Raw genomic sequence first — 26,759 nt, forward strand, 5'->3', positions numbered from 1 at the left:
AGAATCATAAGGCTGAGCGAAAATGAATCGTGCAGTTTCTAACCTGCATATTCAAGGAGCACCTGATAGCAGTGTGCAAATACTGACACTTCGTCAATATAAAGGCGTAATGCATCGCTTACACCTCTGATGAAGCATCAGTGAATACCATGTTTTAAATATAAAAACATCGGCAAACAAAATGGAAGATATTAAATGAAAAAGTGTATTATCGCCCTGTCCGTATTAAGCCTGTTTACTGCTTCCTCTGTCTACGCTGCAGGAAACACAGGTAAAGTGACTTTCACCGGTTCTATCATTGATTCTCCGTGTTCTATTGCCCCAGGATCATTAGATCAAACTGTATCGCTGGGTGCCATTTCTAACGTGCTGCTGGCAGACAGTGGCAACACGGGTAGCTCAACCCCTCAGATTTTTAAAATCGAACTGGAAGATTGTGTTATCGCCACTGCCGGTACGAATGACAAAGTGACTGCACGCTTCACCGGTGCAACCTCTTCCTATGATCCAGAAAGCCTTGCGTTGACCGGCGGTACCGCACGAGGTGCATCAATCCAGATGTTCACCAATGACGGTGAGAAAGTGAAAATTAATACCCCAACTGCCGCCCAGCAAGTATTCAACGGCAGCAATACCCTGACCTTCACCGCCAATGTTAAGGGTGGTGGATCTACTGCAACCATCGTTCCCGGCACATTCCAGGTGCCTGCGAACTTTGTGCTGAGCTACAACTAATCGGCCATTTCTCTCCCCTTAACCTGCGGCGATTTTGTCGCAGGTTTTTTCAACTGGATAAACTGGGAACGAATCTTTGAAGCGTATGATTTCAAGTAGTTTTAAACCCGTGATTCTACTGACCATCATACTTATATCGATGCTGGCGAAATGTGCCTTTGCCGCGGGTGAAAGTATCTCACAAGTGCACATTACTGGGTCCATTGTTGGAGCCGCTTGCAGTATTAGTTTAGGTTCGCCCGACCAGACGATAAATATCGGAAACCATCCCGTTAGCGAAATGATAAAAGTAGGTCGTGGGCCAAACCACTTCTTCTCAATCGCTTTATTAGGTTGCATGTTGTTTGAAAATGACACACAGCAAGCTGAAATAACCACGATTAAACTCATGTTCGATGGTGAGGAAGATGGGGGGCATTTTAAAGTATCAGGTTCTGCAAACGGCATAGCAATGATGATTAGCGATCACCATGGAAATCTAGCCTTTCCCGGAAAACATCTGAGTCAGAGCAAATTAAACAGTGATATGCAATTTAACTACCGACTAAACCTGATTGGTAACAAGGACGTCATTCGCTCAGGCGACCTACATTTAACACTTCGATTTAGAATAGATTACAATTAAAAAGGGAAACTATTATGCTGATGCGTTTTTTTTGGCATGCATTTGCCATTTCATTAATAAGCATATTAGTATTTTTTTCCTGCATCCTGGGAGCGAGAAGCACGCTCGCTGGCTCAGACATTCAGTTCAATACTGATGTGCTGGATCTTAAAGATCGTAGCAATATCGACATTAGCCAGTTTGCACGTAAGGGATTTATTTTACCTGGTGCATATACTCTCGCAATAAACATCAATTCAATCACGCTGCCAGAACGCGTGGTCAATTTCTATGCCTCTGAAGAAAACGAAAATGAAACCTTAGCCTGTATCACTCAGGAACTCATTCCTCTTCTGGGTTTGAAGGATAAGTTCTCCTCGCAGCTTCAATGGTGGCATCACGGGGAATGCTTAAATCTGAACAGTGTTGCAGGGATGTCAACGCGAGCTGATTTAGGTAAATCAACGTTACTGATCAACATTCCTCAAGCTTTTTTGGAATATAGCAGTTCTTCATGGGATCCCCCCGCACGATGGGAAGAAGGCATAGCGGGTGCGCTGTTTGACTATAACCTCAATTTTCAGACCATTAAGCAAAATGCGGTAGGCAGTAAAAGTCATACAAATTTATCGGGTAATGGCACGACCGGTGCCAATCTGGGTGCCTGGCGCGTACGTGCGGATTGGCAGGGTCGATATGACCATCAATCTGCAGGTGGCGGCGCACAAACTCCGCAGAACTGGGACTGGAATCGGTTTTATGCGTTTAGGGCAATAAAAAGACTGGGTGCCAAATTAACGCTGGGCGAAGACTATCTGAACTCATCGATTTTCGATGGCTTTCGTTTCACGGGTTTAAGTCTGGCGACAGATGACAACATGCTGCCCCCGAACCTCCGCGGCTATGCTCCTGAGATCAGTGGTGTGGCGAAAAGTAACGCCAAAGTCATCATCAGCCAGCAGGGTCGCGTCATTAAAGAGGTGCAAGTAGCGGCAGGCCCGTACCGCATTCAGGACCTTGATAGCGCCGTTTCCGGCAATCTTGATGTCCGCATTGAAGAACAGGATGGCAATATTGAACAATTTCAGGTCAATACAGCGACTATCCCTTACCTGACCCGCCCAGGACAGATTAGATACAAGTCCTCAATAGGCAGACCTTCAAATTTCGCACATCACACTGAAGGGCCACTCTTCGCGACGGGCGAACTTTCATGGGGAATCAGTAATGGTTGGTCCCTGTACACCGGTGGAATGGGCGGTGGTGACTACCATGCCCTGTCTCTTGGCGTCGGCCGGGACTTACTTGCACTGGGCGCAATTTCCACAGATGTCACTGTCTCAAATTTAAAAGACCATAACCGTGACACGCAGAGAGGCAATGCCTGGCGCGCAAGTTATGCCAAACGATTCGAGGATACAGGTAGCCAGGTATCATTCGCTGGCTATCGTTTTTCGGATGATGGTTTTCGTTCGATGGGAGATTACCTCAATGGTTTAAAAGGTAATGTCGATAACGGGCGCAGCAAAGAAATGTATACGGTTTCTTTGAACCAGCAATTTGAATCGCTAAACCTTGCCACTTATCTCAATTACAACCATCAGACGTATTGGAATCAGCAGGCAAATGACCGCTATGACTTCTCATTGTCAAAAAACATGGATTTGATGAAGTTTAAAAATGTCAGCCTGTCATTAACTGCATATCGAAGCGCATTGGGTCAAAACAATGACAAAGGCGTATATATGTCATTATCACTACCTTGGGGGCAATCTGGCACCGCCAGTTACAATAACTCTTACTCAAAAGGAAATAACCTGAATAGCGTGAGTTATTATGATCGTATTGGTGATGCTGATTCCTATCAGATTAGTGCTGGCGTGGCTAACAGTGATGCTGATATCGGAGGTTACTACACGCACAAAGGCAGCCTCGCCCAATTAAACACGTCAGTGAGTTACCGTGAGAGTCAATATCAAGCATTAGGTGTGTCACTGCAAGGCGGTGCAACCCTCACTCCAAAGGGTGGCGCATTTCACAGTAGCAGCGTTGCGGGTAGAACACGTATGTTAGTTGATACCGATGGCGTTGCAGGTGTGCCTGTTTCCGGCTACGGTCACTCGATCAACACCAACTATTTTGGTAAAGCCGTTATTACGGATATTAATAGTTACTATCGTAATAGCATCCGAATTAACGTCGATAAATTAGCTGATGACATTGAGGTAATGAAATCCGTTTCACAAGGTACTTTAACTGAGGGTGCTATTGGCTACCGCACGTTCAATGTCACCCATGGTGGAAAAGCCATCGCTACGGTCCGCCTTGAAGATGGTTCAGCACCGCCATTTGGCGCAAGCGTATTTAATCTAAAAAATCAGGAAACTGGCATTATCAATGATGATGGCAATGTTTATCTGAGCGGTATTCAGCCTGGCGAAGCAATGACGGTACGCTGGAACAATGCCGATCAGTGCACAATAACGCCTCCACTGAATCTAAGCCATGAAATAACCACAAACTTACTGCTTCCTTGCATTAAAGTTTAATCAAGAAATCATTTATAAAGATAAAATTTTATAATTAAGAGATGAATTTTCATGAAAAAATTTACATTTAAAAAAGCAGCCATTATCACATTAACAATCAGCGCTGGCATCCAATCTGCCGTGGCAGCGGTCTCTCTTGACCGAACGCGAGTCATCTATCCGGGTTCAGAAAAATCAGTCAGTTTAACGGTCAGTAACAAAAATGAATCGCTGCCTTATCTCGCTCAGGGTTGGCTTGAGAATGATAAAGACGAAAAACTTGAAAATAACAGTCCTTTTATCGTCGTTCCTCCGATCCAACGTATCGAACCGAAAGAAGAAAGCCAGGTCAAAGTTCAGGCTTTAACCTCATCTGAGGCATTTAAAAAACTTCCTAACGATCGTGAATCGCTCTTTTACTTTAATTTAAGAGAGATCCCACCTAAAAGTGACAAACCTAATGTCCTGCAGATTGCATTACAAACACGGATCAAGTTTTTCTATCGTCCGGCAGATTTAGCCGAAGCCGCTGCGGCTCAGCATGCAACGCCTTTTCAGGAAAAAATGACATTAATAAAATCGGGTGACCAATATACAGTTAAAAATCCCACTCCTTATTACATTACCCTGATTGGTGCAAGCGCCAAGAAAGAAGGCAACGTTATTAAAGGTTTTGAATCCATTATGATCCCTCCTTTCAGTCAGGCTCCACTGGGGGGAAGTGCATCATCTTTGGGTAAGAGCCCGGTTTTAGTTTACGTGAATGATTACGGTGGCCAGCCTTCGCTGATATTCAGTTGTAAGGGAAACGAATGTCATGTGGATCCGCAACACAATGGATGATTTGGCACAATGAATGTGAGAATAAATTTGTTTAAGAAGAAATCCACTCAAAAATGCATGGCATTGCACATATGCGTTTCCATCATGGCATTATTATTTTCACCGCTGGCATTAGCAGTGTTTAAAAATGGCACAATTGAGAGCCACTTTGGTGTATTGCGCGTTTATGGGACGTTAACTGAAAGTGCATGCTATCTGGATATGCATTCAGCCGACCAGTCGATTGATTTAGGTAACATTACGACAGCAAACTTCCATAATGTCGGTGACCAGGGCCCATTAATTCCTGTGTCGCTAAAATTACATGATTGTTTACGTAATGCATCAGACCCTCAACGGGAGAGAGATAATGTTGCCTGGAGCGCGCATCAACCGGCTGTGTCGTTTTCTTTCACTGGCGTAGAGGATGCGGCTAATCCACAGCTTTTTCAGGCCCAGGGGGTTAAGGGCATCGGATTACGTTTAAAGGACGCATCATTCAATAATATTATTATTGGCCAACGAGGCAAACCAGTGTTATTGCAACCTGATGATAGTCAGGTCGTTTATTACATTACTGCGGAACGTACCCGAGGAGAATTAAGTGCCGGGAATTATTCTGCCAATATAAATTTCAGGTTAAGCTATGAATAGTCAGGTCTCTCCATTTGCATACACTTGTGCTGCCATATGCTTAATGAGCCTGGCTCCGACTAAGTCTGCATATGCTTTTTCTGTGGGAGCCACCGTTAAAGTTAAAGTACTCGCGCCGCCCTGTGATCTCAACAAAGGAAACGACATTGCTGTCGATTTTGGTAAAGGTATTCTCGCTTCGACGATTAACGGGAAAAATTACGAAAGAACGCTATCGTACACGCTTGAATGCCCTGCAACGGTATCAAAACTGCTAAAAATGCAGTTTTCAGGCACGGGAGCTGCGTTTAACTCAACCCTATTGAGTACTAACAAAAATAACCTGGCCATTGAGCTTAAATATGATGGCGTTAAGGTGCCCGTCAACGATTGGTTCAACTTTACCTATCCTGACCAGCCTGTTTTAACGGCGGTCTTAGTGAGAAACAGTACCGGCGGGATTAGCCTGGGATCATTCTCTGCGACAGCCATGCTGACGGTTGAATATCAGTAGATGGTACATGTGTATGGTTAACGAAGCTTTTTTAAATCTTTTCAATTTCATTGAAAAACATCCAGAGGAATGGCTATAAATGTAATTAAGTTTCCGTGTGAAGGCATCGCATTCCGGAAAACTGCTTAGCAGCGATGCTTCGCAAGCCTATTGCACGCGATGCCGTCACATGGATTAGTAATTGCAAACACCAGTCAATTTCAAAGCAGCATTAACACGGCTCTGCATTCTTCCATTTTCCGCAATAATGACTTCGCAAACCCGGCTATTCTGCCGCGCCACAGGCTGTGCCAACCTTTAGACAGGGTTCGGGATCATCCCGGCCACCACTAAAGGACATTGATGATGAAACTCTACCACTTCCCGCTTTCTGGTCATGCGCACCGTGCTCGTCTGTTCCTGTCACTGCTCGACCTGCCACACGAGGTGATTGATGTTGATCTCGCTAACGGCGAACACAAATCCCCGGCGTTTCTCGCCATCAACCCGTTCGGCCAGGTGCCGGTGCTGGAAGATGAAGGCATGTATATCTCCGACTCCAACGCCATTCTGGTTTATCTGGCGAAAAAATCAGGCCGCAGTGAGTGGCTGCCCGAAAATGCACTGGGCGCGGCGCAGGTGCAGCGCTGGTTATCGGTGGCGGCAGGCGAACTGGCTTATGGCCCTTGTGCGGCACGCTTGATTACCGTGTTTGGCCGCCCGTTCAACCCTGACGAAGTGATCGCCCGTGCGCATACGATTTTGGCGCTGATGGAACAACATCTGACCGGGCGTGAATGGCTGGTCGGCGATCGCCCAACCATCGCGGACATCGCGCAGTACAGCTACCTGATCGGTGCGCCGGAAGGCAATGTGGATCTTTCCGGCTATCCGGCGGTCAATGCGCTGTTACGCCGCATCGAAGCATTACCCGGCTTTGTTCCCTTCCCGCAAACTGCTGCCGGTCTGCGCAGCATCGCGTGAGTTAACTATCATGGGCGAGAAACTTCCGGTATGGCATGCAGGTGAAATAGCCCTGCAACAACAGGCGGGCGTAGCCGAACGCATGGCGGAAGTCGGCCAGCGCGTGATTCGCGATTATATGCCCGACCAGCACCGCGACTTCTACGCGCAATTGCCTTTTATCGTGGTGGGCAGCGTGGATACGCAAGGGGATGCCTGGGTTACGCTGCTGGAAGGCCAGCCCGGTTTTATTTTCTCGCCCAATGCCACCACGCTGGATATTGCCGCCCAGCCGGATCCCCGCGATCCGACTGCAGCCGGGTTCACTGATGGCGCTCCGGTTGGCCTGCTCGGCATTGAGTTGCACACCCGTCGCCGCAACCGCATGAACGGCGTGCTGAGCGCCATTGGTGGCGGCTTTCGGGTGCAGGTCGAGCAGAGTTTCGGCAACTGCCCGCGCTATATTCAGTTGCGCGACTTCCACTTTGATCGTTCGCCCGATGAGCCTGCTATTGGTGAGGTTGAAGAGTTGAGCACGCTCGATGAGGCAGCCCGCACCACCATCGCCACCGCCGATACGTTTTACGTCGCGACCTATGCCGGGCATCAGGTTGATGCCTCGCATCGCGGCGGTAAGCCGGGCTTTGTCAGAGTCGATGACGATGGCCTGCTGACCATTCCCGATTTCAACGGCAACCTGTTTTTCTCCACGCTCGGCAACATCCAGCAAAACGGCAAAGCAGGTATGCTGTTTATGGATTACCGCAGCGGCGATACGTTGCAGATGACCGGCGATGCCAGCGTGATCCTCGACTCGCCGGAGATCGCTGTATTCCAGGGCGCCGAACGGTTGTGGACATTCCGCCCGCGCCGCATCGTGCGTCGTCATGCCGCCCTCGCCTTGCGCTGGGAAACGGAAGCAGGCGGTATCTCACCGGCGTCAGAGATGACGGGTGACTGGCAATCGGCTGCCGAACGCCTGCGTGCCAGCGAACTGGCGCGACGCTGGCGGCCTTTTAGGGTGACGAAGATTGTCGATGAGAGCGCGCCGATTCGCTCGTTTCATCTGATGCCAGATGATGGCGCCGGTTTGCTGCCACATCAGGCAGGACAGCACTTGCCGGTTCGCGTGAAGTTGCCTGGTACAGACAAACCGCTGATTCGTCACTACACCCTGTCGGTTGCGCCGTCGGACGGTTTTTACCGCATAAGCGTCAAGCGTGATGGCGTGGTCTCGTGCTATCTGCACGAACATCTTCGGGTTGGTGATCGAATTGATACCCGTGCGCCAGCCGGTGATTTCACTATCGATGCGCAAGAGACACGCCCAGCGGTGTTGATGGCGGCGGGCGTCGGCATCACCCCGATGCTGGCGATGCTGCGCCATCTGGTTTATGAAGGACGCCGCAAACAGCGCATGCGCCCGACCTACTTTTTCCAGTCCGCGCGCAACAAATCAGAACGCCCTTTTGTACGAGAACTGGATGCGTTGCTGGCGGCCTCACAGGGCGCATGCAAAATGGTGCGCGTGTTAAGCCAACCGGACGGTGCCGAACAGGGATTCGATTACGATGCCGCAGGACGCATCGATATGGCGCTGCTTTCACAGGTGCTGCCCTTTAACGACTACGACTTTTACCTGTGCGGCCCGCCGCAATTTACTCAGGCGTTATATGACGGGCTGCGCAGCTACAATATCGCCGACAAACGCATTTACGCGGAGGCTTTTGGTCTTCGTCGCTGCAGCGTCACAAAGATGAAGCGGACCACGAATTGGCGCTGCCAGCGGTCGCAACGAGCGACGTACCGATTAAATTTATGACGTCGCTGAAAGAGGCGCGCTGGACACCGCAAAGTGGTTCGCTGCTGGAGCTGGCCGAGGCGCGTGGCCTCAGCCCGGAATACAGCTGTCGTGAAGGGCATTGCGGCAGTTGCAAAACCCGGTTGCTGCGAGGTGCAGTCACTTACACAACCCGCCCGAGTGCCAGTGTGGCTGAGGATGAGGTGCTGATCTGCTGCGCGGTTCCGGCCCAGCAGGATGGGGACGTTGACGAGATTCATCTGGATATTTAGGAGTGTGCGCGACTGCCCGACATTCAAATTAAAGTCATAACGCACAGTAACCGATAACAGAAACATCACCTGAATCGGAGCAGTACGATGCGCATTCAACCACTGATGTTACTACTATCCATGTGCACGAGCGGGCTGACCCTCGCGCAAAGTGTTGAATTACGCGTCACGGGCGTCATTCAACCGTCAGGTTGCAAAACGCAGGTCATTCAGCCAACACTGTCGGCATCATCACTCAGTACGCCGTATACGTTTCAGTGTCAGCCGGGAAATAATGCGGTATTACGCCAGGCTTATACACCTGATGGCGCGAAGATCGACATGACCGCTGCCAGGGGTAAACCTGGTGAAACCCACGGCCAACTGACGTTACATCGTATGCCCGCCACAGGTACGCATAATGCTTACCTTGAGGTTTATTACTATTAGCGACATGCCTAATACTTATGGGTTTAAGCATTGGCGTTGTAGTTGAAGTGAAATTAAGACGAGAAAACCGAACAAGATTATCAATATCGCGGCTGGTTTGGATTTCAAACCAGCCGCGCATGACAAAAAATTTATTTATCTACCGGCCCACAACCACCGATGATTTTAGATATAGATACTGCCGGATGAAGCAAGTAATCGTAGTCACAGTTCTTTTCTTTGTTGTATACGCTTCCAGTACATCCAGACAACAAGGCGATTGCCGCAGCGGCAATTGAAAACTTGATGAGCTTATTCATAATAACGCGTCCATTTGTTAAAAGTGTTTTTGAAGATGTTGAATTACTGTTCTCATGCATTTAAAAATCAAGAAATCGCTGAGAATAGCAAGTAACAGGACATAAGAACCTTACAGCGCTTATGCGATAAATTATTAATTAAATATATAACTAAAGACAACATGACGAACCATCTCATGGTTATCATATTTTGATTAAACTTTTGTAGTAAAAACCTGACAACTTCTATTAATGTCAGAAAACCCTTCAGGTTGATAATATTAATCATCAATTAAAGAGTTAGCAGGAATTTTAGGAAAATGACTACACCAGTGTTTAACCTTGTTATTTCGTTGTGAAGGATTAATCAGCATCCATACCGAATATGGCCTTTAGACGATCAAATAATGTTGGCGACTACGCAAAATTGAAAACACATTATTATTCTTACTGGCTCAAAAAAATTATCATATGTAACATTACCTACAGTTACTGCATGAATGTTAATTAGGGATAGGTAATGGCACTTCAGAGAAAGTTGGCTTTAAACAGTGAAAACTGTGCGCTTATCCGCCAGGCGTTTATGAATACTTCAATGGTATCCGTACCAGGCAAGCCTTCACTTATGGCCCGAGGATTAATTGAGGTCATGGCCAATGGCTCAAGTTCTTGCCCGTAGAATCGCAAAATGCGTTTTCTTTATACTGTTGTCGCTTGTTGTCGGCAGATCGATCGGTTGCGCTGAAACGTATATCTCTCAGGATTTCGCCGATAAGATCGCAGTATTTATCAGCGGCGAATCCAATATTGAAACTCTCTATGATGCCTATTTCTATATTGATTTTTCCATCGTGATGTCCATCACTACAGCTGTTTACTTAACAATCGCGAAGTTAATTAAAAAAACAAGGAGCAAGTAAAATGCCAATCCCTACGTATATGTGGCTAAAAGACGATGGTGGAGCAGATATTCAAGGTCTGTTGATGTTCAGGATCGTGAAGGCAGCATTGAAATTATCGGCATGAGCCACGGCATTAACCTGCCGGTGTATGGATTAAACGGTAGAATTACCGGCACACGTCAGCATTCATCAATGATGATTGAGAAAGAAGTGGATAGCTCCACGCCTTATTTGTATAAAGCTGCAGCCACCGGACAGACGCTTAAAAGCGCTGAACTTCGCTTCTATAATATTAGTGATGCGGGCCAAGAGGTATGTTAGTACACGGTACTGATGGAAAATGTAAAAGTCACAAGTGTTAACTGCGGCGTGGCCAACGTGAAACTAGCGGGTAATGACAAACTAAATCATACGGAAAGCGTCAGTCTGCAATATGAGAAGATCACCTGGCGCATTGTGGATGGCAACATTCAATATGCCGATGCGTGGAACGAACGTCCTACAGCATAACGCTGGCTTTGCGTACGCAGCCGCTGGCTACGGCAATATCCGTAGCAACTGCGGGATGAGTGGATGCCTTTTACGGGGACAGAAATCATCAGTTCGGCAGGCAAATCACCGCACATCCGATTTGGTCTGTAAGGCGCACGCCCTCCGTGAAAACCGCGCCGGAGCTTCAACTCCCGGAGTAACGAATACACCATCGGTCTGCGTGCAGGCCCTAAGCGCTGGCAATTGCTGGCGCTTTTTTATTTTCTTATCCGCAAAACTACTTTATCGCTGACATCCGCTTTTAGCGGCAGGACACTGGAACGGCATTATTGTTGTTGTCTCAACAACCAGCCAATGTTTCAGCGGCCTGAGAGAAACGCTAACGCGGTTGCCATTTAAAACTTCATAACCTGAGAGAAGTGCTGCTTTGCAGTGGTTGATCCGCTCAACCTCTTAATGCGGATTTCACCTATGTGATGAGGTTCTTTGTACTGACCAGCCAGCGCGGCATAGCTATCCGCGCTTCCTGACGGAAAGCATTTATCCGTCAGGGATGAATGTTTCTCCGTCACTATTTCCTACTCCCGGAGTAAACATCATGACTGCTACCACTACCAACAACGCTGCAAACAACGCGAACACTACTTCTACCAAAGCGGAATACTTCAATTTAAACATCAAGGGCCTGGGTTATCTGAGCAACATTCGCAGAATTGAAACCCTCACTGGCAGCTTCCTCAGCGTGGTGATTAATGCGCTGAGCGGCCTCACTGACAACCCTACCTATGTGCGCTTTGATGCCACTGTCGCCGGTAAAGAAGCAACGGACCTTATAAGCCGCTGCCAGAAAGCCGTAGACGAGGACCAGAAAGTGCTACTTGGTTTTACTCTCAGTAACCTGACGTCTGACATATTCACGCTCAACAAAGGTGATCATGCAGGCGAACAGCGCGTTAGCCTAAAAGCCAGACTGATTAAAGTCGATTGGATCAAGATTGGTCAGGCTATGGTTTATAAAGCGGAGAAAATAGAATCAACTCCGCCGTACAGAACTGATGTAAAGAAAGATTACGCGAATGATTCTTTCTGATACTAAAGGCACTCACTTGAGTGCCTTCAACCATTTAGAAAAGATACATCAGTTGCTCTTCTCCTGGATAGGTTGGGTTCCACTCCTTATCAAAATCATCTCCATTGTAATGATATCCAGTAGTAGAAAATATCACCTGAAGTCCAAATTCATTGGATAATGATTTAAGTTTATTCATGAAGCGATCTAAATCATCATTATCAATATCGTGCTGCTTAGGCGTATCTAACACAAGGATTTTCAATGGGCACTTGTCTTCTCTTAGTAAAGTTTCAATAAGTGCTGCGTGATAAGCCAAGACAGCTCTTATTCGCGTACTTCCACTAAGTTGAATTATTTTTTCATTGCCAAGTTCAGGTACAAAATCCTCTGCGAACTTAATATCTTTACTAATATTGGATGTATTTATACAGTCCAGCCAATCAATATATAGGTTTTTAAGAATGATTCTTAGTTTAAGAATATCCAACGGAGTGCTGTTTGTGCTTTTGAGATTAGCAATTGATTCAATAACATCCTCTCTATTATTTTGAAATTCAATCAGTTTGCTTTCCAGTTCGGAAATTCTTTCAATCTCTTTGATTTGAGTTTGTATATTAAATACATTGTCTTTTATTATTGATATTGAATCTACCAAAGATTTAACATCATCGTCTTGTTTGTTATTATCATCAGCGTCTAAAACTTCTTGGAGTGTCCGTTCTAATGTTTTTTTTCTTTCATGTAACTGAGATAACCTTGATTCATCCAGCGCCTTGTTTCTTTCTAAGTCTTTAATTTGGTCTTTTAAATACAATAAGTTTTTCGCATACTGCTCAGAGCTTGAGGAGAACAAACCACAGTTACTCGATCCGCAAATTTCATCAAAAGACAAAAAAATTCTTTTCGCTCTTTCATTCAATGAAAGAGTTTCAATTTCAATGTTTATATCAGATATTATTTTATCAAACGAATGCTGCCTTTTAATTATATCTAATATATTTTGTTCAACATCGAATATTTCACCCTGCATGCTTCTTATTATTTTTTTATAAATCAAACCAGCTTGACCAACATTATCTTTACTGGTTTTGATTTTTTCAAATTCGGATGTGAATGAATTTAGTTCAAACTCAAGTTCATTGCGTGATTTAGTTATGTATGAAGTCCGATCTTTTAGCTCTTTATAATGAGTAGTGGAGTTTTTTATTTTTTCGTCGAGACTGTCAAGCTTTTGCTTTTCTAACTTCAAAGATTTCTGCTGATGAGGAGAGTTTTTAGGTGCAATCCCTAGTGCATAACGCACCATTTCGACATATTGATCTTTAATAAAGTTATTTTTTGCACTGTATATTCTACTGTAACCCTCATCCTGGCCTAGATAAAATATAGGTAGGAATGTTGACATATATGGCTGCGTTAATTCCTTTCCATTCGTCACCAAATTTACACTAGACAATCCCAAAAGATCAAAAATATACTCGCTATGAGTTTTCTCATCATAAAAATTTTGGACTGTCCCTAAGGGCTCTATTACTTCCAAGTTGAACTGAGTTAATTCATAGAACCTCTTAAATTTATATTCAAGATTATTAATTTCGACACGGAGAATCGCATGACTACATCTGTCGTATATATCATTCCTGAATGACTCGGGATAGCCTAAGCAATAACTTATTGATTTAATTAATGGGGTTTTACCGCTTCCATTAGGTCCAAATAATAGAGTTACATGCTCACCTAGTATGTATTCCTCTGATGAAAGACCTTTGTTTCCTTTAGGAAATATTGTTATGCTTTTTAATTTCACATTAACTCCAAATCTAACTGTCGTGAAACACGAATATTTCTATAAGTTCTTGCTATAAGTTTTAAATTGTATTCTAAGTTATGATCCCATTTCAAAGCTCTTTCGACTACTTTTTTTCCCAGCTCAGTAATTATAACTTTTTCTTTCCTATTATTAATAATTATGAGATTTGATTTTTCTAAGAAATTTATTGCTTTGACTGTTCTTATTCTTAAATTTGCAGACCATCCAAGATGTTGATCTGAAGATTTAAAACCAATGAACGATTTTTCAATGCATTCTCCAACCAATTGGCCTAATTCAGATATTCTTGGTTTACTTCGATCTTTAGCTAAAACTAATATAATAATGCTGATGAGAGGCAGTTGAAATAGTGCCTCATTGTCAAGTGACTCCACCCTTGTGCTATTATTTTTTAAAGGGATGATTAAATCCTTCCCGTTTCCCTCTTGAAAAAAAGCATCGAAGTTCATACGCTATCCTTAATTATTTCTGAAAAAATAGCCCCAAATAATTTTTCATGAGTTAAATCGAAAATTAATCCATCAGCATTCAGTTCATCATACAATTTTCGTATGGGTAGATGAAGAGAGCTTAAGGTTATTCCTGCAGGGCTTTTCATCTTGACGTCTATTAAAACATTTCTTGCTTTTGAGATGATTACCCTTAAGTCCAGTTCGGAAACAGTATGGCGATTTGTACGATACCAAATATCCCAATCAGTTTTACATTTAGAGCAAAATGTTACATCATCTAAGTTTCCACCTGCAGTTAATACAGTTCTTTGAATAATCGAAGTAGACTTTATAGCTTTAGGATCTTGACCTTTAATTATCTCTCTATAAGCTTCTTCAGATATACTAAGAAGAGGTAATAGATCATCGATAGATATTCCAGCAGATTTTTCTATATTTTCTTCATTAAATGGAGTAATGACACCTTCTGATTTTGATGAAATTAGCTCCAGTAGCTTTATTGTTATATCATCCAATTCGATATGGGTTAATTCAATTTCACTATATTCATATAACTTTGATCTAACAATAGGTAGAAATAATGAAGTGTCAGTTTTAATGAACTGAACATCATTCTCAAATCTAATTTTAGAGAGTTTTGATTTTATTTCATCATCACTTAATGTAGAGGGGAGGCAATCATTAAAGATAGAATTAAAATTCTCAAGAAGTATTTTTGAGAACTTATTTAAATACTTTCCTGATTTAACATCATCTAGAAGGTCGTCTATATTGTCATCATTATGAATATTGGTTTGAAATACAACTAAGTCACAATTATTTGTGAAGTTTACAGTATGGAGCAGCATTTTACCTATAAAGCTTTCACGAATTTTGCCATTGTCATGATTTTTTTTAGTTGTGTGTATACCAAAGACATCAAGTAGCGTCCAATTTTGATTGAGTTTAGCCCGCGTCTTGACTTGATAAAAAATGTAAGCAACTCCATTCTCATCAACCTTCCTTACAACAACATCATCATGTAAATCACAATAAACACGATCTATCGACTCACCGGAAAGAATTTGAAGAGCTGCAACTGCAGCTGATCTTACCTGTACTCGATAACGTCCAAAGGAGTCTCGGCCATTTTGCTCTCTAGGCACTACTGTATGTAAAACCATGTGTTTTGGCAAGCCTCCAGCCTCAAACTACTCAAAATACACAGAAAAAATGCAGTGATTCAACATAACAAATTGAAAAATATAGTTATATTGCTAGTTTTTTTTTGGAATTAACATCTTACCCTCACATTAGATAAATGAAAAGGACTTATGGATTAATCTCATAGCTAATCATTATCTATATGAATTCTCGTGATTCACAGAAAGAGAGAGGGTTTTGTGCATTAATGATGATTATGAATTTATTGGCCTTATGAATTAAAAAATCCGTAATGTTTTTAAATCATATTGGTGTTATTTCCAGCTAGGTAAAAGCTCAAATTCTAATTACTATTATTTGACTGAACCCACTTTGCGGATTGCATATTATTCACTTCCTAATGAAGGAGGTTAATTATGTTTTCAAAAGCAATATTGTTCGTACTCTTAATCTCAGTGGCATTTATCACATCATCCAAAGAACCTGATAGTTTAAATTCCAACAACTCTAACCTTGCTTATGCAAATAACAAACAATTGCTTTTTCAGGATATTTATTTTGATGGGAATAATTTTGATAGCGAGCGGTATCGTAAATTAATGGCTGGAATTAGAGGAAAACTAAGTCCTCACTTAGATCCAATCAGTTTGCTAGGAATTGAAGCCCGCAACGACGCCGAACGCCGTCACTACGCCGAACTCTGGGTAAAACAGGAGTACGAGCGCACCGAAAAGGAGCTTAAATTCCAGCGCGAAGTTGATGCAGCCTGGAAGCGCCTGATGCCCAACATGCTACCAGTGAATATGGGCAACGCCGCAGGAGTCGCGCATGACTCAGGCGGTCGTCTCGCGCTGTTCGTGCGCGAAGCAGATTGCCAACGCTGTGATGCCCGACTATCCGCCGTTCTTGCCGATAAACGTCCAGTTGATATCTATCTTGTCGATAGTGAAGGCAACGATCAGAAACTCCGTAACTGGGCACAACAGCACCGCATTCCCGCCGAACAAGTTCGCGAGCGCCGTATCACCCTGAACCACGATGCAGGCCGCTGGATGCGCTACGGCAACGGCATCATGCCGGTTCTTCTCCAGCAGGGGGAAAGCGGATGGCATATCGCAGCCTTCTAACCGTCGCGTTGTTGCTGATTGCCGCCAGCTCTAAGGCATCAACCAGCATGCAAAGCGTTCCGTCGGGTTATCAGAAAGTTGCACTGCAACACGGCGTTCCTGCTGAATCGCTCTATTCGCTGGCGCTGGCTGAATCATCACGCCAGCTGCCACAGGGCACGCGACCGTGGCCCTGGACAATTAACGTCGCGGGCAAAGGCTACCGCTATGAAAGCAGACAAGCTGCCTGGCAGGCGCTGCAGCAGTTTATGAAAATCCATCCGCTTAAGAGAATCGATGTTGGTATCGCCCAGGTCAATCTTGGCTGGAATGGCCATCGCTTCAGCTCAACATGGGATGCGTTTGACCCATATATCAACCTGAACGCAGCGGCGCGTATTCTTCGAGAGTGCTGGGAACGCAGCCCTGGCAGTTGGTTGAAAGCGGCTGGCTGCTATCACCATCCGGCTGGCGGCAAACCTGCAGCACGCTATCGGCAGATTGTCAGCCAAAAGCTGGCTTCACTAACGCCTGCTCAACCTCGTCCAATCGCAACACAGGCACCCGCTAACCTCGCAAGTAACCAAACACCTTCAACCGAAATCATCTGGACAGAACCCCGGAGGCAGCAATGAATAAATTGATGCTGGCTGGCGCGATCGTCGCGTTGCCATTTATCTCACATGCCGAACTCAACGTTATCGCGGATCTCGGCGGCAAATCGACAGCGCCGTTCTATGAAGGCATTAACGCTGAACCTCAGCCGCAACAGCAATCAATCCAACCTGATTACAGTGAAGGTTCAGTGTTGCCAGTGGCAACACCTGAACTCACTCCCGGCTTCGTCGAACCGCGTGCGCTGAAACTTCCGGGAATTGGTGCGCTGTTTCTGGTAGGTGATGATGCTCAATCGCAGGAATGGCTATCGAGAAACGCTGGACTGCTCAAGCGACGTGGTGCGGTTGGGATGGTGGTGAACGTCAGCAGCTCGGCATCATTGCAGCAGCTGCGCCAGATTGCGCCCGGTCTACAGCTCGCACCGGTATCAGGTAGCGATCTGGCACGTCGCCTCAACTTGGAATATTACCCGGTGCTGATCACCGAGCACTCGCTGAGCCAGCAGGTTTCAGCTCAGTGATGGGATTCGTCGGATTGCATGGAATGCCCCATGCAGTTCTGATGACCCTTCCTCTGTTCTACATCCTTTTTCTGGCCCTACTGAGTGCTTACTGGTGCTGGCGCAATCTGCATCACTTGGCACGCAGCACGTCTGAATCCTGTCAAAAGTGAGTCACTTCTATGAGCGATCGCTATGTGATTGAAGCGTTACTACGTCCCGCAGTGGAGTTCAACACCACGCTTGTAGCCGCTACCGCCAGCTATGTTTGCGTTGCAGCGCCCTGGGCTGTCGCGCTGTCGCCTTCGGTGAGTTATGTCACCGCTACGGGCTTTGCGGTGCTGGCCGCCGTTCGTGCCCGTCAGGGATGCCAGGTGATCAGGTATCGCCGAAATCTGCGCCGTTTGCCGCGCTATGTGATGACCAGCCGCCAGGTGCCGGTAAGTAATCACCGGCTGTTCCTAGGGAAAGGTTTTCTGTGGCAGCAAAAACATACTCAGCGCCTGCTCGATACGCGTCGTCCTGAAGTCGAAAAATATGTACAGCCAGCTAAGGTCCATCAGTACGCGCGCAGGCTTGAGCGCGCGTGCGAGCATTCTCTGCCCTGGCTATCATCAATGATTTTAGCTGATACGCCGCTGAATCCGGTTCGCCCACTGCCACCGGTTGGCGGCAATCCGGCGCTGCACGGTATTGAGCCGAATGAGCACGATGTGTCTATGGATCTGCGCGAACGCGTTGGGCATACGTTAGTCGTTGGCACCACGCGCGTGGGCAAAACGCGGCTGGAAGAGTTGCTGGTTACGCAGGATATTAGGCGCGGCAATATCACCATCGTCTTCGACCCCAAAGGCGATGCCGATCTGCTAAAACGCATGTGGGTTGAAGCGCACCGTGCGGGTCGTCAGGATGACTTCCACGTTTTCCATCTTGGCTGGCCAGAGATCTCGGCGCGGTACAACGCGGTTGGCCACTTCGGGCGCGTGTCGGAAGTGGCTTCGCGCATTGCCGGTCAATTGGGCGCAGAGGGTAATAGCGCCGCGTTCCGCGAGTTCGCCTGGCGGTTCGTCAACATCGTTACGCGTGCGCTGGTTGCGCTTGGCCAGCGCCCCGATTACTCGCTGATCCTTCGCTACGTCACCAACATCGGTGAGCTCTATCAGCGCTACGTGGAACATCTGGTTGATAAGCATCTGCCAGAGCTGCGTAGCAAAATTGAGAATGGCAGCAATGTGCTGAAGGAGAAGGATTTGCCGCGCAATATGCAAGGGCAATCAAACGCCACGCGCATCTGGGCAATGGAGTTGGCGCTGAGTTCTGAAGCCGGTAAAAAGCTCTATGATCCCATCCTTGAAGGGCTGCGATCGGCAGTGCGTTATGACCGAACCTACTTCGATAAAATCGTCGCCTCATTGCTGCCGCTGTTGGAGAAACTCACCACCGGCAAAACGGCGGCGCTGCTTTCACCGGACTATGAAGACCTCGATGATCCGCGCCCGATTTTTGACTGGCAACAGGTGATTCGCCAGCGCGGCATCGTTTATGTCGGGTTGGATGCGCTTTCTGACAGTGAAGTCGGTGCTGCCGTTGGCAACAGCATGTTTGCTGATTTGGTGAGTATCGCGGGCCATATCTATAAGCACGGCATTAACGATGGCCTGCCAGAGAATGGCGACGGCAAGCTGCCAATCAGCCTGCACTGCGACGAATTCAATGAGCTGATGGGCGATGAGTTCATCCCGCTGATTAACAAAGGCGGCGGTGCAGGCATCGAGGTGACGGCGTACACCCAAACGATTTCAGATATCGAGGCGCGCATTGGCAGCAGCGCTAAAGCTGCACAGGTCACGGGCAATTTCAACACGCTAATCATGCTGCGGGTGCGTAAGAACCGCACCGCCGAGCTGCTAACCAGCCAACTGCCTGAAGTTGATGTGTATTCCAAGACGCTGGTTTCGGGTTACACCGATATCACCAACCAGGAGCAAGGCACCGATTTCACCTCCAATACTCAGGACCGCGTGAGTATGGTGAAAACGCCGATGCTCACTCCGGCTGACATCATCAATCTGCCCAAAGGTCAGGCGTTCGCTCTGCTGGAAGGCGGTCAGCTGTGGAAGATTCGCATGCCACTGCCTGCGGCAGATAAAACCGATTTGATGCCGGAAAGCCTGCAGAAGATCGCTGCTGAGATGCGCCGTAATTACCGCACCAGTGAAGCGTGGTGGTCTGGTGCTGCTGGTGCAGAACCGCCGGGAGGTGAATGATGCCACCACCAAACACATCGGCACCGCCAGCACGCGTGCAGCAGCCCAAAGAGCAGGCCTTCTGTTTAATCTGTTATGGGGATGGCCGTGGAAGCTCATCGGTATGCTGCTGGCATCGCTATTTTTCAGCCTGGTAATGGAGTACGTCGGCATTGCTTTCTTCTGGCCAGAACAAGGTGCGGCGCATAGCCAGCAGGTGATGCAGATCGAGAGCGCCTATCTCTCCACTGAGTTTACGCGCAGCCTGCTGCTGTCACAGCCAACGGTGGCGGTCACTGCCTGGGTAACTCATGTTTATCAGTGATGGTTGTCGATAGCGGCCTGCAGGGATGGATCGCTCAGCAAAATCAGGCAATGGAAAGCGGCGGCAATTCAGTTGCTGCCGGGGTGAGTGCCGGTAGCCGCTGGCTGGCATCGGTACTACAGGAGTATCTGCTGGCGACGGTTTATGTTGCTGTAGTGACGCTGATCCGTGTAACGATTCTGGTGTTATCCATTCCGCTGTTTCTGATGGTGGTGCTGGTCGCTGTGGTTGATGGTCTGGGGCGGCGAGATCTGCGGCGCTATGGCGCGGCGTATGAATCCAGCTTTGTATATCACCATGCCAAACGCTTCGTTAAACCCGCGTTCTATGTGCCCTGCATGGTGTATCTGTCTTGGCCATCGGCGGTGTACCCAAACCTGCTTTTGCTGCCTGCGGCGCTGATGCTGGGAATGGCATTAGCGGTGCTTACTGCTTCATTCAAGAAGTATTTGTAAGCTGGACGACAGCGTGCAAAGCTCGACTTTGTGCGCTGTCGTCAGCAGGCAAGCAGCCTAAGCGGCGCGGCAGTTTCTTTTCTAAAGATAAAGCGATTCACTTAGTGGATTTGACCCTATATATCCAATCACATTAGCTAAGCAGCCTTGATATTGCTTTAGGTGATAAATTAATGCAGTTGTGCATGCTTTGAGTGAAAAGCAGAAGGTCTCAGATATTTAATGAAGACATTTCTAACTCTCGGGTGAGCTAATCATCGGGCAGTTAGTAATGGTAAGTTCTTAGGCCAGAGCCGAAACAGCTCAACATCTTCTAATGCAGGCTAAAAAATTGCGGAAGTTGATCTAAAGAAGGTAGCTCAATTTTTCATTTTTCACATGTTAAATAACAAACTACACTTAAACACTTGATTGACTTTGTCAACCGTTATGTAAAAATAAAGAAAATTATTGAACGTGAAGAAAAAATGGAATTGAAGAATAGTGGGTTTTATTTTGACAAAGTTGATCTTTTATCTAAGTTCATTAGCTATTTGACATTAATAATTTCATGCTTAGCGATATGTGGGATTTTTTTGAATGCATTTTGGCTCTACGGCATTGCAACACTTACCTTATTAATGCAATTAATAACTTGGTTCGCAATGTATTATCGCTCTGATTATGCAACCAAAGCCATATCAATCAAAAGATTAGAAATGTTGAGAGGGGTTATAGGCGAAGAGAACTTTTATCGAGAGAGGCTTTATATTGATGGAAATGCGGAAAGTAACAATGGCGTTCATGCTGATAAATTAACACTCCTTATCCAAGAAAATGCATATTGGAACTCTATTTTATATTTCAAGGCTTTTCAGTATAAATTATACCATCTTTTGATGACGATATTTCTGCTTACTTTTTTTATTTTACTTATGTATACAACGTTGACTGACGGCTTAGAGTTTCAATATAGTCGTGCCATATTTGGAATATTGGTCATTAATAACTTTTATAATTTATTTTCAGATGCATATGGTTTTTTTAGAGCCCATAATGAGATGAAAAAAATCGACAACTTCATTGAGATTAATAACCGTAATGCTTCAAAGTACTTGCCTTATGTTTATTCAAAGTATGAGCATGAAATATTCATAGCTCCCAGCATCAACAAAAGTATTTATTTGAAGTACGGTTCCAAAGTAAAAAAATCATGGATTATGCGGCTTTATAATAAAAATAATTTTCAAAGCAAAAAATTGATCGACGCCCTTATGGAATTATCATCGAAATTTCAATGTATTACTGAGGAGTGGTGTATTACTGGAGGAGCAAATCGATATTTACGCGGCGTTCAAATTTATGCAAACGATATTGATATAATAACAACTGAGAAGGGAGCCAATGAAATATGCAAACTAGTCAACCCAGGCTCTAACGGGAAGTTATATAAGACGACATCAGAAAATATAAAATCTTTTTATTTTACCTTTAAGTTGAAAGGAATCAGCATTGAAATAATGGGAGACCCGGAGAACAAAAATGAATCAGGCTGGATTGAAAATAAGAAATGGCAAAAGAACCAAGATTCACTATCATTAAATGGCATTGAAATACCCTGTATGAGTTTAAGTTATGAAATTGAAATAAACAAGGAGATTGGTAACTTCAATGCATTTAAAGATGTTAATTATATGGATCATCACTGATAACAAGAAAACTAGTGGCCTAGCATGTAAGGATATGATTGTGAGATCAAATCAACAATCATTCATATAATACACTCCGCTAAAAGCGGAGTGTATTCGAATGCGGAAGAAAATGTATGGCACTATTCAAATAATTCTCCCTCCAGAGGCCAGTCAGCGGCGCTGATCAGAAACTTTTTAATATAATCAATTGTCACTGGATCGCCCCCCTGTAGGATGGCTCTTGGTTTGTACCAACCCATTTTCATCCATTCGAACACAGAGGGATGGAATGTCTGTCGTTCAGTGATTTTACGCACTTCCATTCCACCTTTTAGGGTAGCAAGAACAATTTTCAGGCCACCGTAAAATTCTGTATATGAGTCACGCATTTCACCTGCTGGTTCATAAGCCTCGGCTGAGTATTCTGGCACCTTTTCCAACCCCCTTGGAAACCCAGAGGCTTCGGCAAGCTCACGGATCATCCAGACATAGGAGATATTTGACAGGCCCGCAACCTGATATCCTCCACCAATGTTACTATGGACCCCACAAAACCAGACTTCCTTAACAACCTGTCCGTACTCATTTAAGTTGTTCCAATACATCGGTGAAAAATGCGGGCGAACTTCATCGAGGGCGAGAGCATGCCGAACATGCTTTATTCCTTTAGGCGACATCTGGTGAAATTTGTTAAAAGTGTCCTGGAATGCCAATGAACCTACGGTATCCCAAAGCCCCAGAAACTCAATCTCTACCGAGTTATTCCCTGTCAAAGACGAGGATAGTCCACCGTTGTAAGAACGGTTTTCACGGTATGATGCCCACAATGATGGTAATTCCTTCTCAGGAATAATCCTTCTACTCTTTGGCATACCCAAATGATGTATAAAACTGGCTAGGCTCCTCGCTGAAAATGCTCCGCGGCTAAACCCGAAGAGATAGATTCTGTCACCAGATGTATAACGTTCTGCTAAAAACCGGTACGCATCGAGAATTCGTGCACTTGTCCCAGAGCCCGTTGCACCCTCAAAATTCATTTTTCCTTTATCACCCTGAGAACCCACTCCATTTATATAAAGTGCTTCACCCAAATATTCATCACCAAGTTTTAGGGAAGAAACCAGACCATAGTATTTATATTCCTCATTGTTGATGAGATCCGCTGGCTTATATTTTTCTTTATTTCCGGTCAAAGCACACCATATTTTTAGCACGTTGCTTTCGACAGTACTCATCGGGGATTTATTCCTAACGATGTACTCCATGTCGGTTTGCCCCGGGCTGTTGCCCGTACCATCAAGACATACAAACAAATGGCGCATATCACAACCTCACAATTCGAAAAGAGGGGGAGGAGCACTGCTAACAGGTTATTAAATGCATGTTAAGTGAATTCGCCTTAGACATGACTATCCTGTTTAACGAGGAGCATCTCATATTATAGAACATTGGGAGATTAAACCGTTCATCTAGCGATTTAAAATAAGACTAATTCCACTGATCGTCTGACTTGCTCTCCGCCAATTAATGCATTGCAGATTTAGCGACGATCGTTTCTGAACCTGATCCAGAATGTGATCTAGGCATAATCAGGAGTACCCGGCTTCTGACATATAACGACATATCAGTTTAAAGAAAATTTCACAGCATTAGCACCTCATCAGTCTGAATAGTACATAGCTGTCAGCTCTTCACCTATGACCTGTCAAAAATGTCTTCACATAATAAACACAATAATCACTGGACCTAAAAAGCAATCTCACCCACCATAACACACAGTTACTATATGGATATGGGGTGAGCTATGGCTTTGAATGGAAAACTTATTCTGAACGGCGCAGATTACGCACCGCTAAACATCTATGGCGTCGGCGTTTTCATGGCGTTCTCTGGTGGTGGCGCTTACCGCAATCGAGGGGGCTGCGGCGCTGTTCCGGGTGACGGTCCGTTGCCACCGGGAAGATATTGGGTTGTTGATCGCGGTGCGGGTGGTTTCTTTGGCAAGCGTAAGGCTGAACTACAGGATACTTGGAATAAAAACGTGAACGGCGTGGCCTTTGGTCGAAGTGAATAGTTTGCACTCTACCGCGAGGACTCAGCCATAGACGATGAAACATGGTATGAAGGCGTGCGCCGCGAATTATTCAGGCTTCATCCGGGAACCATATCAGAAGGCTGCATCACCATTCCCCATAACTCCGATTATGCACGAATCCGCCAAGCGTTTATGAACACTGCAATGGTGTCTATACCAAGCAAGCCTTCGCTTATGGCCCGAGGATTAATTGATGTTCTGGCCAATAGCTCAAATACTTGCCCGTAGAACCGCAAAATGCGTTTTCTTCATACTAATAACGCTTGTTGTGGGCAGATCGCTCGGTGGTGCTGAGACGTACGTCTCTCAGGACTTCGCCCGCAAGGTTGCCATATTTATCAGCGGCGAATCCAATATCGAAACCCTCTACGACGCCTATTTCTACATTGGTTTTGTCATCGTGATGTCCATCACTACAGTTGTTTACTTAACAATCATGAAGTTAATTAAAAAAACAAGGAGCAAGTAAAATGCCAATCCCCCCGTATATGTGGCTTAAAGACGATGGTGGCGCAGATATTCGAGGATCTGTCGATGTTCACGACCGTGAAGGCAGCATTGAAATTATCGGCATGAGCCACGGCATTAACCTGCCGGTTGACGGGTCTAACGGTAAAATCACCGGTACTCGTCAGCATTCATCAATGATGATTGAGAAAGAGGTGGATAGCTCTACGCCTTATCTCTACAAGGCTGCAGCCACCGGACAGACGCTAAAAAGTGCTGAACTTCGCTTCTACAACATCAGCGATGCAGGCCAAGAGGTGTGCTATTACACGGTGCTGATGGAAAACGTTAAAGTCACCGGCGTTAACTGCGGCGTAGCCAACGTGAAGCTGGCGGGCAACGACAAACTGAACCATACGGAAAGCGTCAGTCTGCAGTATGAGAAAATCACGTGGCGGATTGTGGATAGCAACATCCAGTACACCGATGCATGGAATGAGCGTCCTACAGCATAGTAACGGCTATTGCTACTTGCTGTATGTTTATAAACAGGCAGGACAACGACGTACAAATTTCGACTTTGTACGACGTTGTCAGCAGGTCATTCGAGGTTGCGGCGCGACAAGTTTTACTTTCACCGTAATTACTTGTTGTCTTTCTTTGATTTTGTTAGAGGTGGAATATCCAAGCTTTTTACACTTTGCATTGGAACAACTATGGTTCTGTCATTTTCAACGTAATATATAAAGTCAGGTGTTAATAATAAGAGTTTACCATCATGGCTTTCATAACTTCTGTCATTAAAGATAACACTCACTCTACGTTCCCCACCTAGCCCGAACATATTTAATGCTTTACCGAAAAAAGCTGCTGAGAAATCGCCGTAAACAAAAATAAAGAATGCTGAAAGACCTCCAAGAAAACCTATCATTACAAGTCTTACCCTGAAACTGGATGAAAAATAGTAACTGTAATAAATGATAAGTGCCAGGGAAAGAAACGAGGCTGATAATGCTATGTTTCGATTACTTGCTATAAAACACTGCAGAATTATGATGAAAATGAAAAAAGCATTCACAACGAGAAGAGTAATGCTGGCTCCTTTCTCATGGTTTAGGATACCTTTTGATACTAATATTTTATATCCAACCCAACCCCACAGTGCTAAAGAAAAGAACCCAAGCATCGCCATCAGAAAAGTTGTAGTGATAGACACAGCAAAAAAGTTTTCTGAAATAATGTCATAACTAAAAAAGGAGTTTTTAGTCATGTAATTAATAAGAAGGCACCAAGTCACAAAGGGGAAGCAAATGAAGTGCATTATCAAGAATGTTAAAACACTTCCGCCATGCTTCTTAAACTTATCTACGTTATCTTTATTTGTTGGTATTTTCTCAATACTTTCAATCATTGCCTTTTTCACCATTCCTGCTAACCCGTCCATTAAAACCTCTAAAACTTGTTAAGTTAATAATTATTTTTTTATCAAATCGATTGATAAGAAGAACTAAGTTTGGTTTACGAAGATACATTTCTGAAGCCAATAATGACAAATAAATGTTTAATCAAACTGAGTGTAAGCCTGTTTGTCATCAGTCTAAATGTTAGTGCCAGCGAACTCGACGAACTCGCCTCCACCCAACGCTTACTCGACCAAGTCCAGCTCTCTCTCGACCGTGCCCGCACCGTCGCTGCGCAGTCCGATCCCAATAACCGCCGCCGTTACCTGTTCGACTACAAGAAAGCCAATGAAGACCTCAACACCATGCGTGCAGGAATAGACCGCCACACGCAGCCTTCACGTGCGCAGCCGCTGGATTACGGCAAGGTCAGCGGCGACTACACGCA

At 45.3% G+C, this 26,759-nt stretch carries 25 protein-coding genes and 4 pseudogenes; 23 read left to right on the forward strand and 6 right to left on the reverse strand.

The features are described from left to right. Positions 1–195: 195 nt before the first annotated feature. The 10 genes from FD744_RS17320 to FD744_RS17360 all read left to right on the forward strand — a co-directional run bounded on the left by FD744_RS17320 (position 196) and on the right by FD744_RS17360 (position 9,280). Positions 196–735 carry a fimbrial protein gene (locus FD744_RS17320; protein ID WP_034823335.1) on the forward strand — a complete coding sequence of 180 codons (540 nt, stop codon included), beginning with the start codon at positions 196–198 and terminating at the stop codon, positions 733–735. A gap of 76 nt (positions 736–811) precedes the next feature. Then, positions 812–1,360 (forward strand): fimbrial protein, encoded by a 549-nt coding sequence (locus FD744_RS17325; RefSeq protein ID WP_160868830.1) that lies wholly within the window; start codon positions 812–814, stop codon positions 1,358–1,360. A gap of 20 nt (positions 1,361–1,380) precedes the next feature. Next, positions 1,381–3,888, forward strand: a complete 2,508-nt coding sequence (locus FD744_RS17330) for an outer membrane usher protein (RefSeq protein ID WP_373424429.1) — start codon at positions 1,381–1,383, stop codon at positions 3,886–3,888. A gap of 51 nt (positions 3,889–3,939) precedes the next feature. Next, entirely contained in the window at positions 3,940–4,710 is a 771-nt protein-coding gene (locus FD744_RS17335; protein ID WP_160868832.1) for a fimbria/pilus periplasmic chaperone, read from the forward strand. Between the two features lie 84 nt (positions 4,711–4,794). After that, positions 4,795–5,343 carry a fimbrial protein gene (locus tag FD744_RS17340; RefSeq protein ID WP_160868833.1) on the forward strand — a complete coding sequence of 183 codons (549 nt, stop codon included), beginning with the start codon at positions 4,795–4,797 and terminating at the stop codon, positions 5,341–5,343. Beyond that, positions 5,336–5,836, forward strand: coding sequence for a fimbrial protein (locus FD744_RS17345; protein WP_160868834.1), 501 nt, complete (start codon positions 5,336–5,338; stop codon positions 5,834–5,836). The genes FD744_RS17340 and FD744_RS17345 overlap by 8 nt, the downstream gene beginning before the upstream one ends. A 345-nt stretch (positions 5,837–6,181) precedes the next feature. Then, the gene (locus tag FD744_RS17350; RefSeq protein WP_160868872.1) at positions 6,182–6,799 is read left to right on the forward strand and encodes a glutathione S-transferase family protein; all 618 of its coding nucleotides are present in this window, start codon (positions 6,182–6,184) and stop codon (positions 6,797–6,799) included. A gap of 10 nt (positions 6,800–6,809) precedes the next feature. Beyond that, positions 6,810–8,600 carry a pyridoxamine 5'-phosphate oxidase family protein gene (locus FD744_RS17355; protein ID WP_237449404.1) on the forward strand — a complete coding sequence of 597 codons (1,791 nt, stop codon included), beginning with the start codon at positions 6,810–6,812 and terminating at the stop codon, positions 8,598–8,600. Continuing rightward, positions 8,597–8,851, forward strand: a complete 255-nt coding sequence (gene yfaE / locus FD744_RS25630) for a class I ribonucleotide reductase maintenance protein YfaE (protein WP_237449405.1) — start codon at positions 8,597–8,599, stop codon at positions 8,849–8,851. Before FD744_RS17355 ends, yfaE begins: the two co-directional genes overlap by 4 nt. 87 nt (positions 8,852–8,938) lie before the next feature. Continuing rightward, entirely contained in the window at positions 8,939–9,280 is a 342-nt protein-coding gene (locus tag FD744_RS17360) for a hypothetical protein (protein ID WP_160868835.1), read from the forward strand. A 131-nt stretch (positions 9,281–9,411) separates the two neighbouring features. On the opposite strand, the gene FD744_RS17365 is transcribed toward FD744_RS17360, so the two are convergent. Next, the gene (locus tag FD744_RS17365; protein ID WP_072050557.1) at positions 9,412–9,579 is read right to left on the reverse strand and encodes a DUF4223 family protein; all 168 of its coding nucleotides are present in this window, start codon (positions 9,577–9,579) and stop codon (positions 9,412–9,414) included. Positions 9,580–10,214: 635 nt separating this feature from the next. On the opposite strand from FD744_RS17365, the gene FD744_RS17370 reads away from it, so the two are divergent. From FD744_RS17370 to FD744_RS17380, 3 genes and pseudogenes are all read left to right on the forward strand, one after another. Then, complete coding sequence (locus tag FD744_RS17370; RefSeq protein WP_237449406.1) at positions 10,215–10,478, forward strand: hypothetical protein; 264 nt, start codon at positions 10,215–10,217, stop codon at positions 10,476–10,478. 1 nt (position 10,479) lies between these two features. After that, positions 10,480–10,970: pseudogene (locus FD744_RS17375) on the forward strand (Hcp family type VI secretion system effector). A 580-nt stretch (positions 10,971–11,550) separates the two neighbouring features. After that, positions 11,551–12,042, forward strand: a complete 492-nt coding sequence (locus tag FD744_RS17380; RefSeq protein ID WP_160868836.1) for an STY4534 family ICE replication protein — start codon at positions 11,551–11,553, stop codon at positions 12,040–12,042. A 34-nt stretch (positions 12,043–12,076) separates the two neighbouring features. Here FD744_RS17380 and FD744_RS17385 read toward each other — a convergent pair whose 3' ends face one another. Genes FD744_RS17385 through FD744_RS17395 form a run of 3 tightly spaced genes read right to left on the reverse strand, consistent with a single transcriptional unit; the run spans position 12,077 to position 15,470 of the window. After that, positions 12,077–13,831, reverse strand: a complete 1,755-nt coding sequence (locus tag FD744_RS17385; protein WP_160868837.1) for an AAA family ATPase — start codon at positions 13,829–13,831, stop codon at positions 12,077–12,079. Next, a complete protein-coding gene (locus FD744_RS17390; protein WP_160868838.1) occupies positions 13,828–14,304 on the reverse strand; it encodes a hypothetical protein in 477 nt (158 codons plus the stop codon). The genes FD744_RS17385 and FD744_RS17390 overlap by 4 nt, the downstream gene beginning before the upstream one ends. Beyond that, entirely contained in the window at positions 14,301–15,470 is a 1,170-nt protein-coding gene (locus FD744_RS17395; protein WP_237449407.1) for a dsDNA nuclease domain-containing protein, read from the reverse strand. The genes FD744_RS17390 and FD744_RS17395 overlap by 4 nt, the downstream gene beginning before the upstream one ends. A 579-nt stretch (positions 15,471–16,049) precedes the next feature. On the opposite strand from FD744_RS17395, the gene FD744_RS17400 reads away from it, so the two are divergent. The 6 genes and pseudogenes from FD744_RS17400 to FD744_RS17425 all read left to right on the forward strand — a co-directional run bounded on the left by FD744_RS17400 (position 16,050) and on the right by FD744_RS17425 (position 22,387). After that, entirely contained in the window at positions 16,050–16,577 is a 528-nt protein-coding gene (locus FD744_RS17400; RefSeq protein ID WP_237449409.1) for a TIGR03759 family integrating conjugative element protein, read from the forward strand. Further along, positions 16,556–17,191 (forward strand): transglycosylase SLT domain-containing protein, encoded by a 636-nt coding sequence (locus FD744_RS17405; protein WP_160868841.1) that lies wholly within the window; start codon positions 16,556–16,558, stop codon positions 17,189–17,191. Before FD744_RS17400 ends, FD744_RS17405 begins: the two co-directional genes overlap by 22 nt. Then, on the forward strand, positions 17,188–17,694 hold the full coding sequence (locus FD744_RS17410; protein WP_160868842.1) for an integrating conjugative element protein: 507 nt from the start codon (positions 17,188–17,190) through the stop codon (positions 17,692–17,694). The genes FD744_RS17405 and FD744_RS17410 overlap by 4 nt, the downstream gene beginning before the upstream one ends. 161 nt (positions 17,695–17,855) lie before the next feature. Next, positions 17,856–19,940: a type IV conjugative transfer system coupling protein TraD gene (gene traD / locus FD744_RS17415; RefSeq protein ID WP_160868843.1), complete on the forward strand. Its 2,085-nt coding sequence runs from the start codon at positions 17,856–17,858 to the stop codon at positions 19,938–19,940. A 16-nt stretch (positions 19,941–19,956) separates the two neighbouring features. Next, positions 19,957–20,699: pseudogene (locus tag FD744_RS17420) on the forward strand (TIGR03747 family integrating conjugative element membrane protein). A gap of 467 nt (positions 20,700–21,166) precedes the next feature. Further along, positions 21,167–22,387 (forward strand): nucleotidyltransferase domain-containing protein, encoded by a 1,221-nt coding sequence (locus tag FD744_RS17425; protein ID WP_160868844.1) that lies wholly within the window; start codon positions 21,167–21,169, stop codon positions 22,385–22,387. Positions 22,388–22,509: 122 nt separating this feature from the next. Here FD744_RS17425 and FD744_RS17430 read toward each other — a convergent pair whose 3' ends face one another. After that, positions 22,510–23,691 carry a DUF2235 domain-containing protein gene (locus tag FD744_RS17430; RefSeq protein ID WP_160868845.1) on the reverse strand — a complete coding sequence of 394 codons (1,182 nt, stop codon included), beginning with the start codon at positions 23,689–23,691 and terminating at the stop codon, positions 22,510–22,512. A 482-nt stretch (positions 23,692–24,173) separates the two neighbouring features. On the opposite strand from FD744_RS17430, the pseudogene FD744_RS17435 reads away from it, so the two are divergent. From FD744_RS17435 to FD744_RS17445, 3 genes and pseudogenes are all read left to right on the forward strand, one after another. Further along, positions 24,174–24,692, forward strand: a pseudogene (locus FD744_RS17435) (DUF2778 domain-containing protein). Beyond that, positions 24,658–24,933 (forward strand): hypothetical protein, encoded by a 276-nt coding sequence (locus tag FD744_RS17440; RefSeq protein ID WP_160868846.1) that lies wholly within the window; start codon positions 24,658–24,660, stop codon positions 24,931–24,933. Before FD744_RS17435 ends, FD744_RS17440 begins: the two are co-directional and overlap by 35 nt. A 1-nt stretch (position 24,934) precedes the next feature. After that, on the forward strand, positions 24,935–25,426 hold the full coding sequence (locus FD744_RS17445) for a type VI secretion system tube protein TssD (RefSeq protein ID WP_160868847.1): 492 nt from the start codon (positions 24,935–24,937) through the stop codon (positions 25,424–25,426). Positions 25,427–25,554: 128 nt separating this feature from the next. On the opposite strand, the gene FD744_RS17450 is transcribed toward FD744_RS17445, so the two are convergent. After that, positions 25,555–26,355, reverse strand: coding sequence for a hypothetical protein (locus tag FD744_RS17450; protein ID WP_160868848.1), 801 nt, complete (start codon positions 26,353–26,355; stop codon positions 25,555–25,557). Between the two features lie 102 nt (positions 26,356–26,457). Between FD744_RS17450 and FD744_RS17455 the strand changes: the two are divergent. After that, positions 26,458–26,748 (forward strand): annotated as a pseudogene (locus FD744_RS17455) (RAQPRD family integrative conjugative element protein); the annotation flags it as partial. Positions 26,749–26,759: the final 11 nt, after the last annotated feature.

Source organism: Pantoea sp. Taur (assembly GCF_009830025.1).
Classification (GTDB): Bacteria; Pseudomonadota; Gammaproteobacteria; order Enterobacterales; family Enterobacteriaceae; genus Pantoea; species Pantoea communis.

Bases quoted from the DNA above. Each gene is read 5' to 3' on its own strand.
- FD744_RS17320 (WP_034823335.1), top strand. From the start codon at position 196: ATGAAAAAGTGTATTATCGCCCTGTCCGTATTAAGCCTGTTTACTGCT.
- FD744_RS17350 (WP_160868872.1), top strand. From the start codon at position 6,182: ATGAAACTCTACCACTTCCCGCTTTCTGGTCATGCGCACCGTGCTCGT.
- FD744_RS17335 (WP_160868832.1), top strand. From the start codon at position 3,940: ATGAAAAAATTTACATTTAAAAAAGCAGCCATTATCACATTAACAATC.
- FD744_RS17425 (WP_160868844.1), top strand. From the start codon at position 21,167: ATGGAATTGAAGAATAGTGGGTTTTATTTTGACAAAGTTGATCTTTTA.
- FD744_RS17330 (WP_373424429.1), top strand. From the start codon at position 1,381: ATGCGTTTTTTTTGGCATGCATTTGCCATTTCATTAATAAGCATATTA.
- FD744_RS17440 (WP_160868846.1), top strand. From the start codon at position 24,658: ATGTTCTGGCCAATAGCTCAAATACTTGCCCGTAGAACCGCAAAATGC.
- FD744_RS17450 (WP_160868848.1), bottom strand. From the start codon at position 26,355: ATGGACGGGTTAGCAGGAATGGTGAAAAAGGCAATGATTGAAAGTATT.
- FD744_RS17400 (WP_237449409.1), top strand. From the start codon at position 16,050: ATGGCTGGAATTAGAGGAAAACTAAGTCCTCACTTAGATCCAATCAGT.
- FD744_RS17355 (WP_237449404.1), top strand. From the start codon at position 6,810: ATGGGCGAGAAACTTCCGGTATGGCATGCAGGTGAAATAGCCCTGCAA.
- FD744_RS17340 (WP_160868833.1), top strand. From the start codon at position 4,795: ATGGCATTATTATTTTCACCGCTGGCATTAGCAGTGTTTAAAAATGGC.
- FD744_RS17370 (WP_237449406.1), top strand. From the start codon at position 10,215: ATGGCTCAAGTTCTTGCCCGTAGAATCGCAAAATGCGTTTTCTTTATA.
- FD744_RS17430 (WP_160868845.1), bottom strand. From the start codon at position 23,691: ATGCGCCATTTGTTTGTATGTCTTGATGGTACGGGCAACAGCCCGGGG.
- FD744_RS17360 (WP_160868835.1), top strand. From the start codon at position 8,939: ATGCGCATTCAACCACTGATGTTACTACTATCCATGTGCACGAGCGGG.
- FD744_RS17345 (WP_160868834.1), top strand. From the start codon at position 5,336: ATGAATAGTCAGGTCTCTCCATTTGCATACACTTGTGCTGCCATATGC.
- FD744_RS17410 (WP_160868842.1), top strand. From the start codon at position 17,188: ATGAATAAATTGATGCTGGCTGGCGCGATCGTCGCGTTGCCATTTATC.
- FD744_RS17365 (WP_072050557.1), bottom strand. From the start codon at position 9,579: ATGAATAAGCTCATCAAGTTTTCAATTGCCGCTGCGGCAATCGCCTTG.
- FD744_RS17405 (WP_160868841.1), top strand. From the start codon at position 16,556: ATGGCATATCGCAGCCTTCTAACCGTCGCGTTGTTGCTGATTGCCGCC.
- yfaE (WP_237449405.1), top strand. From the start codon at position 8,597: ATGACGTCGCTGAAAGAGGCGCGCTGGACACCGCAAAGTGGTTCGCTG.
- traD (WP_160868843.1), top strand. From the start codon at position 17,856: ATGAGCGATCGCTATGTGATTGAAGCGTTACTACGTCCCGCAGTGGAG.
- FD744_RS17395 (WP_237449407.1), bottom strand. From the start codon at position 15,470: ATGGTTTTACATACAGTAGTGCCTAGAGAGCAAAATGGCCGAGACTCC.
- FD744_RS17390 (WP_160868838.1), bottom strand. From the start codon at position 14,304: ATGAACTTCGATGCTTTTTTTCAAGAGGGAAACGGGAAGGATTTAATC.
- FD744_RS17445 (WP_160868847.1), top strand. From the start codon at position 24,935: ATGCCAATCCCCCCGTATATGTGGCTTAAAGACGATGGTGGCGCAGAT.
- FD744_RS17380 (WP_160868836.1), top strand. From the start codon at position 11,551: ATGACTGCTACCACTACCAACAACGCTGCAAACAACGCGAACACTACT.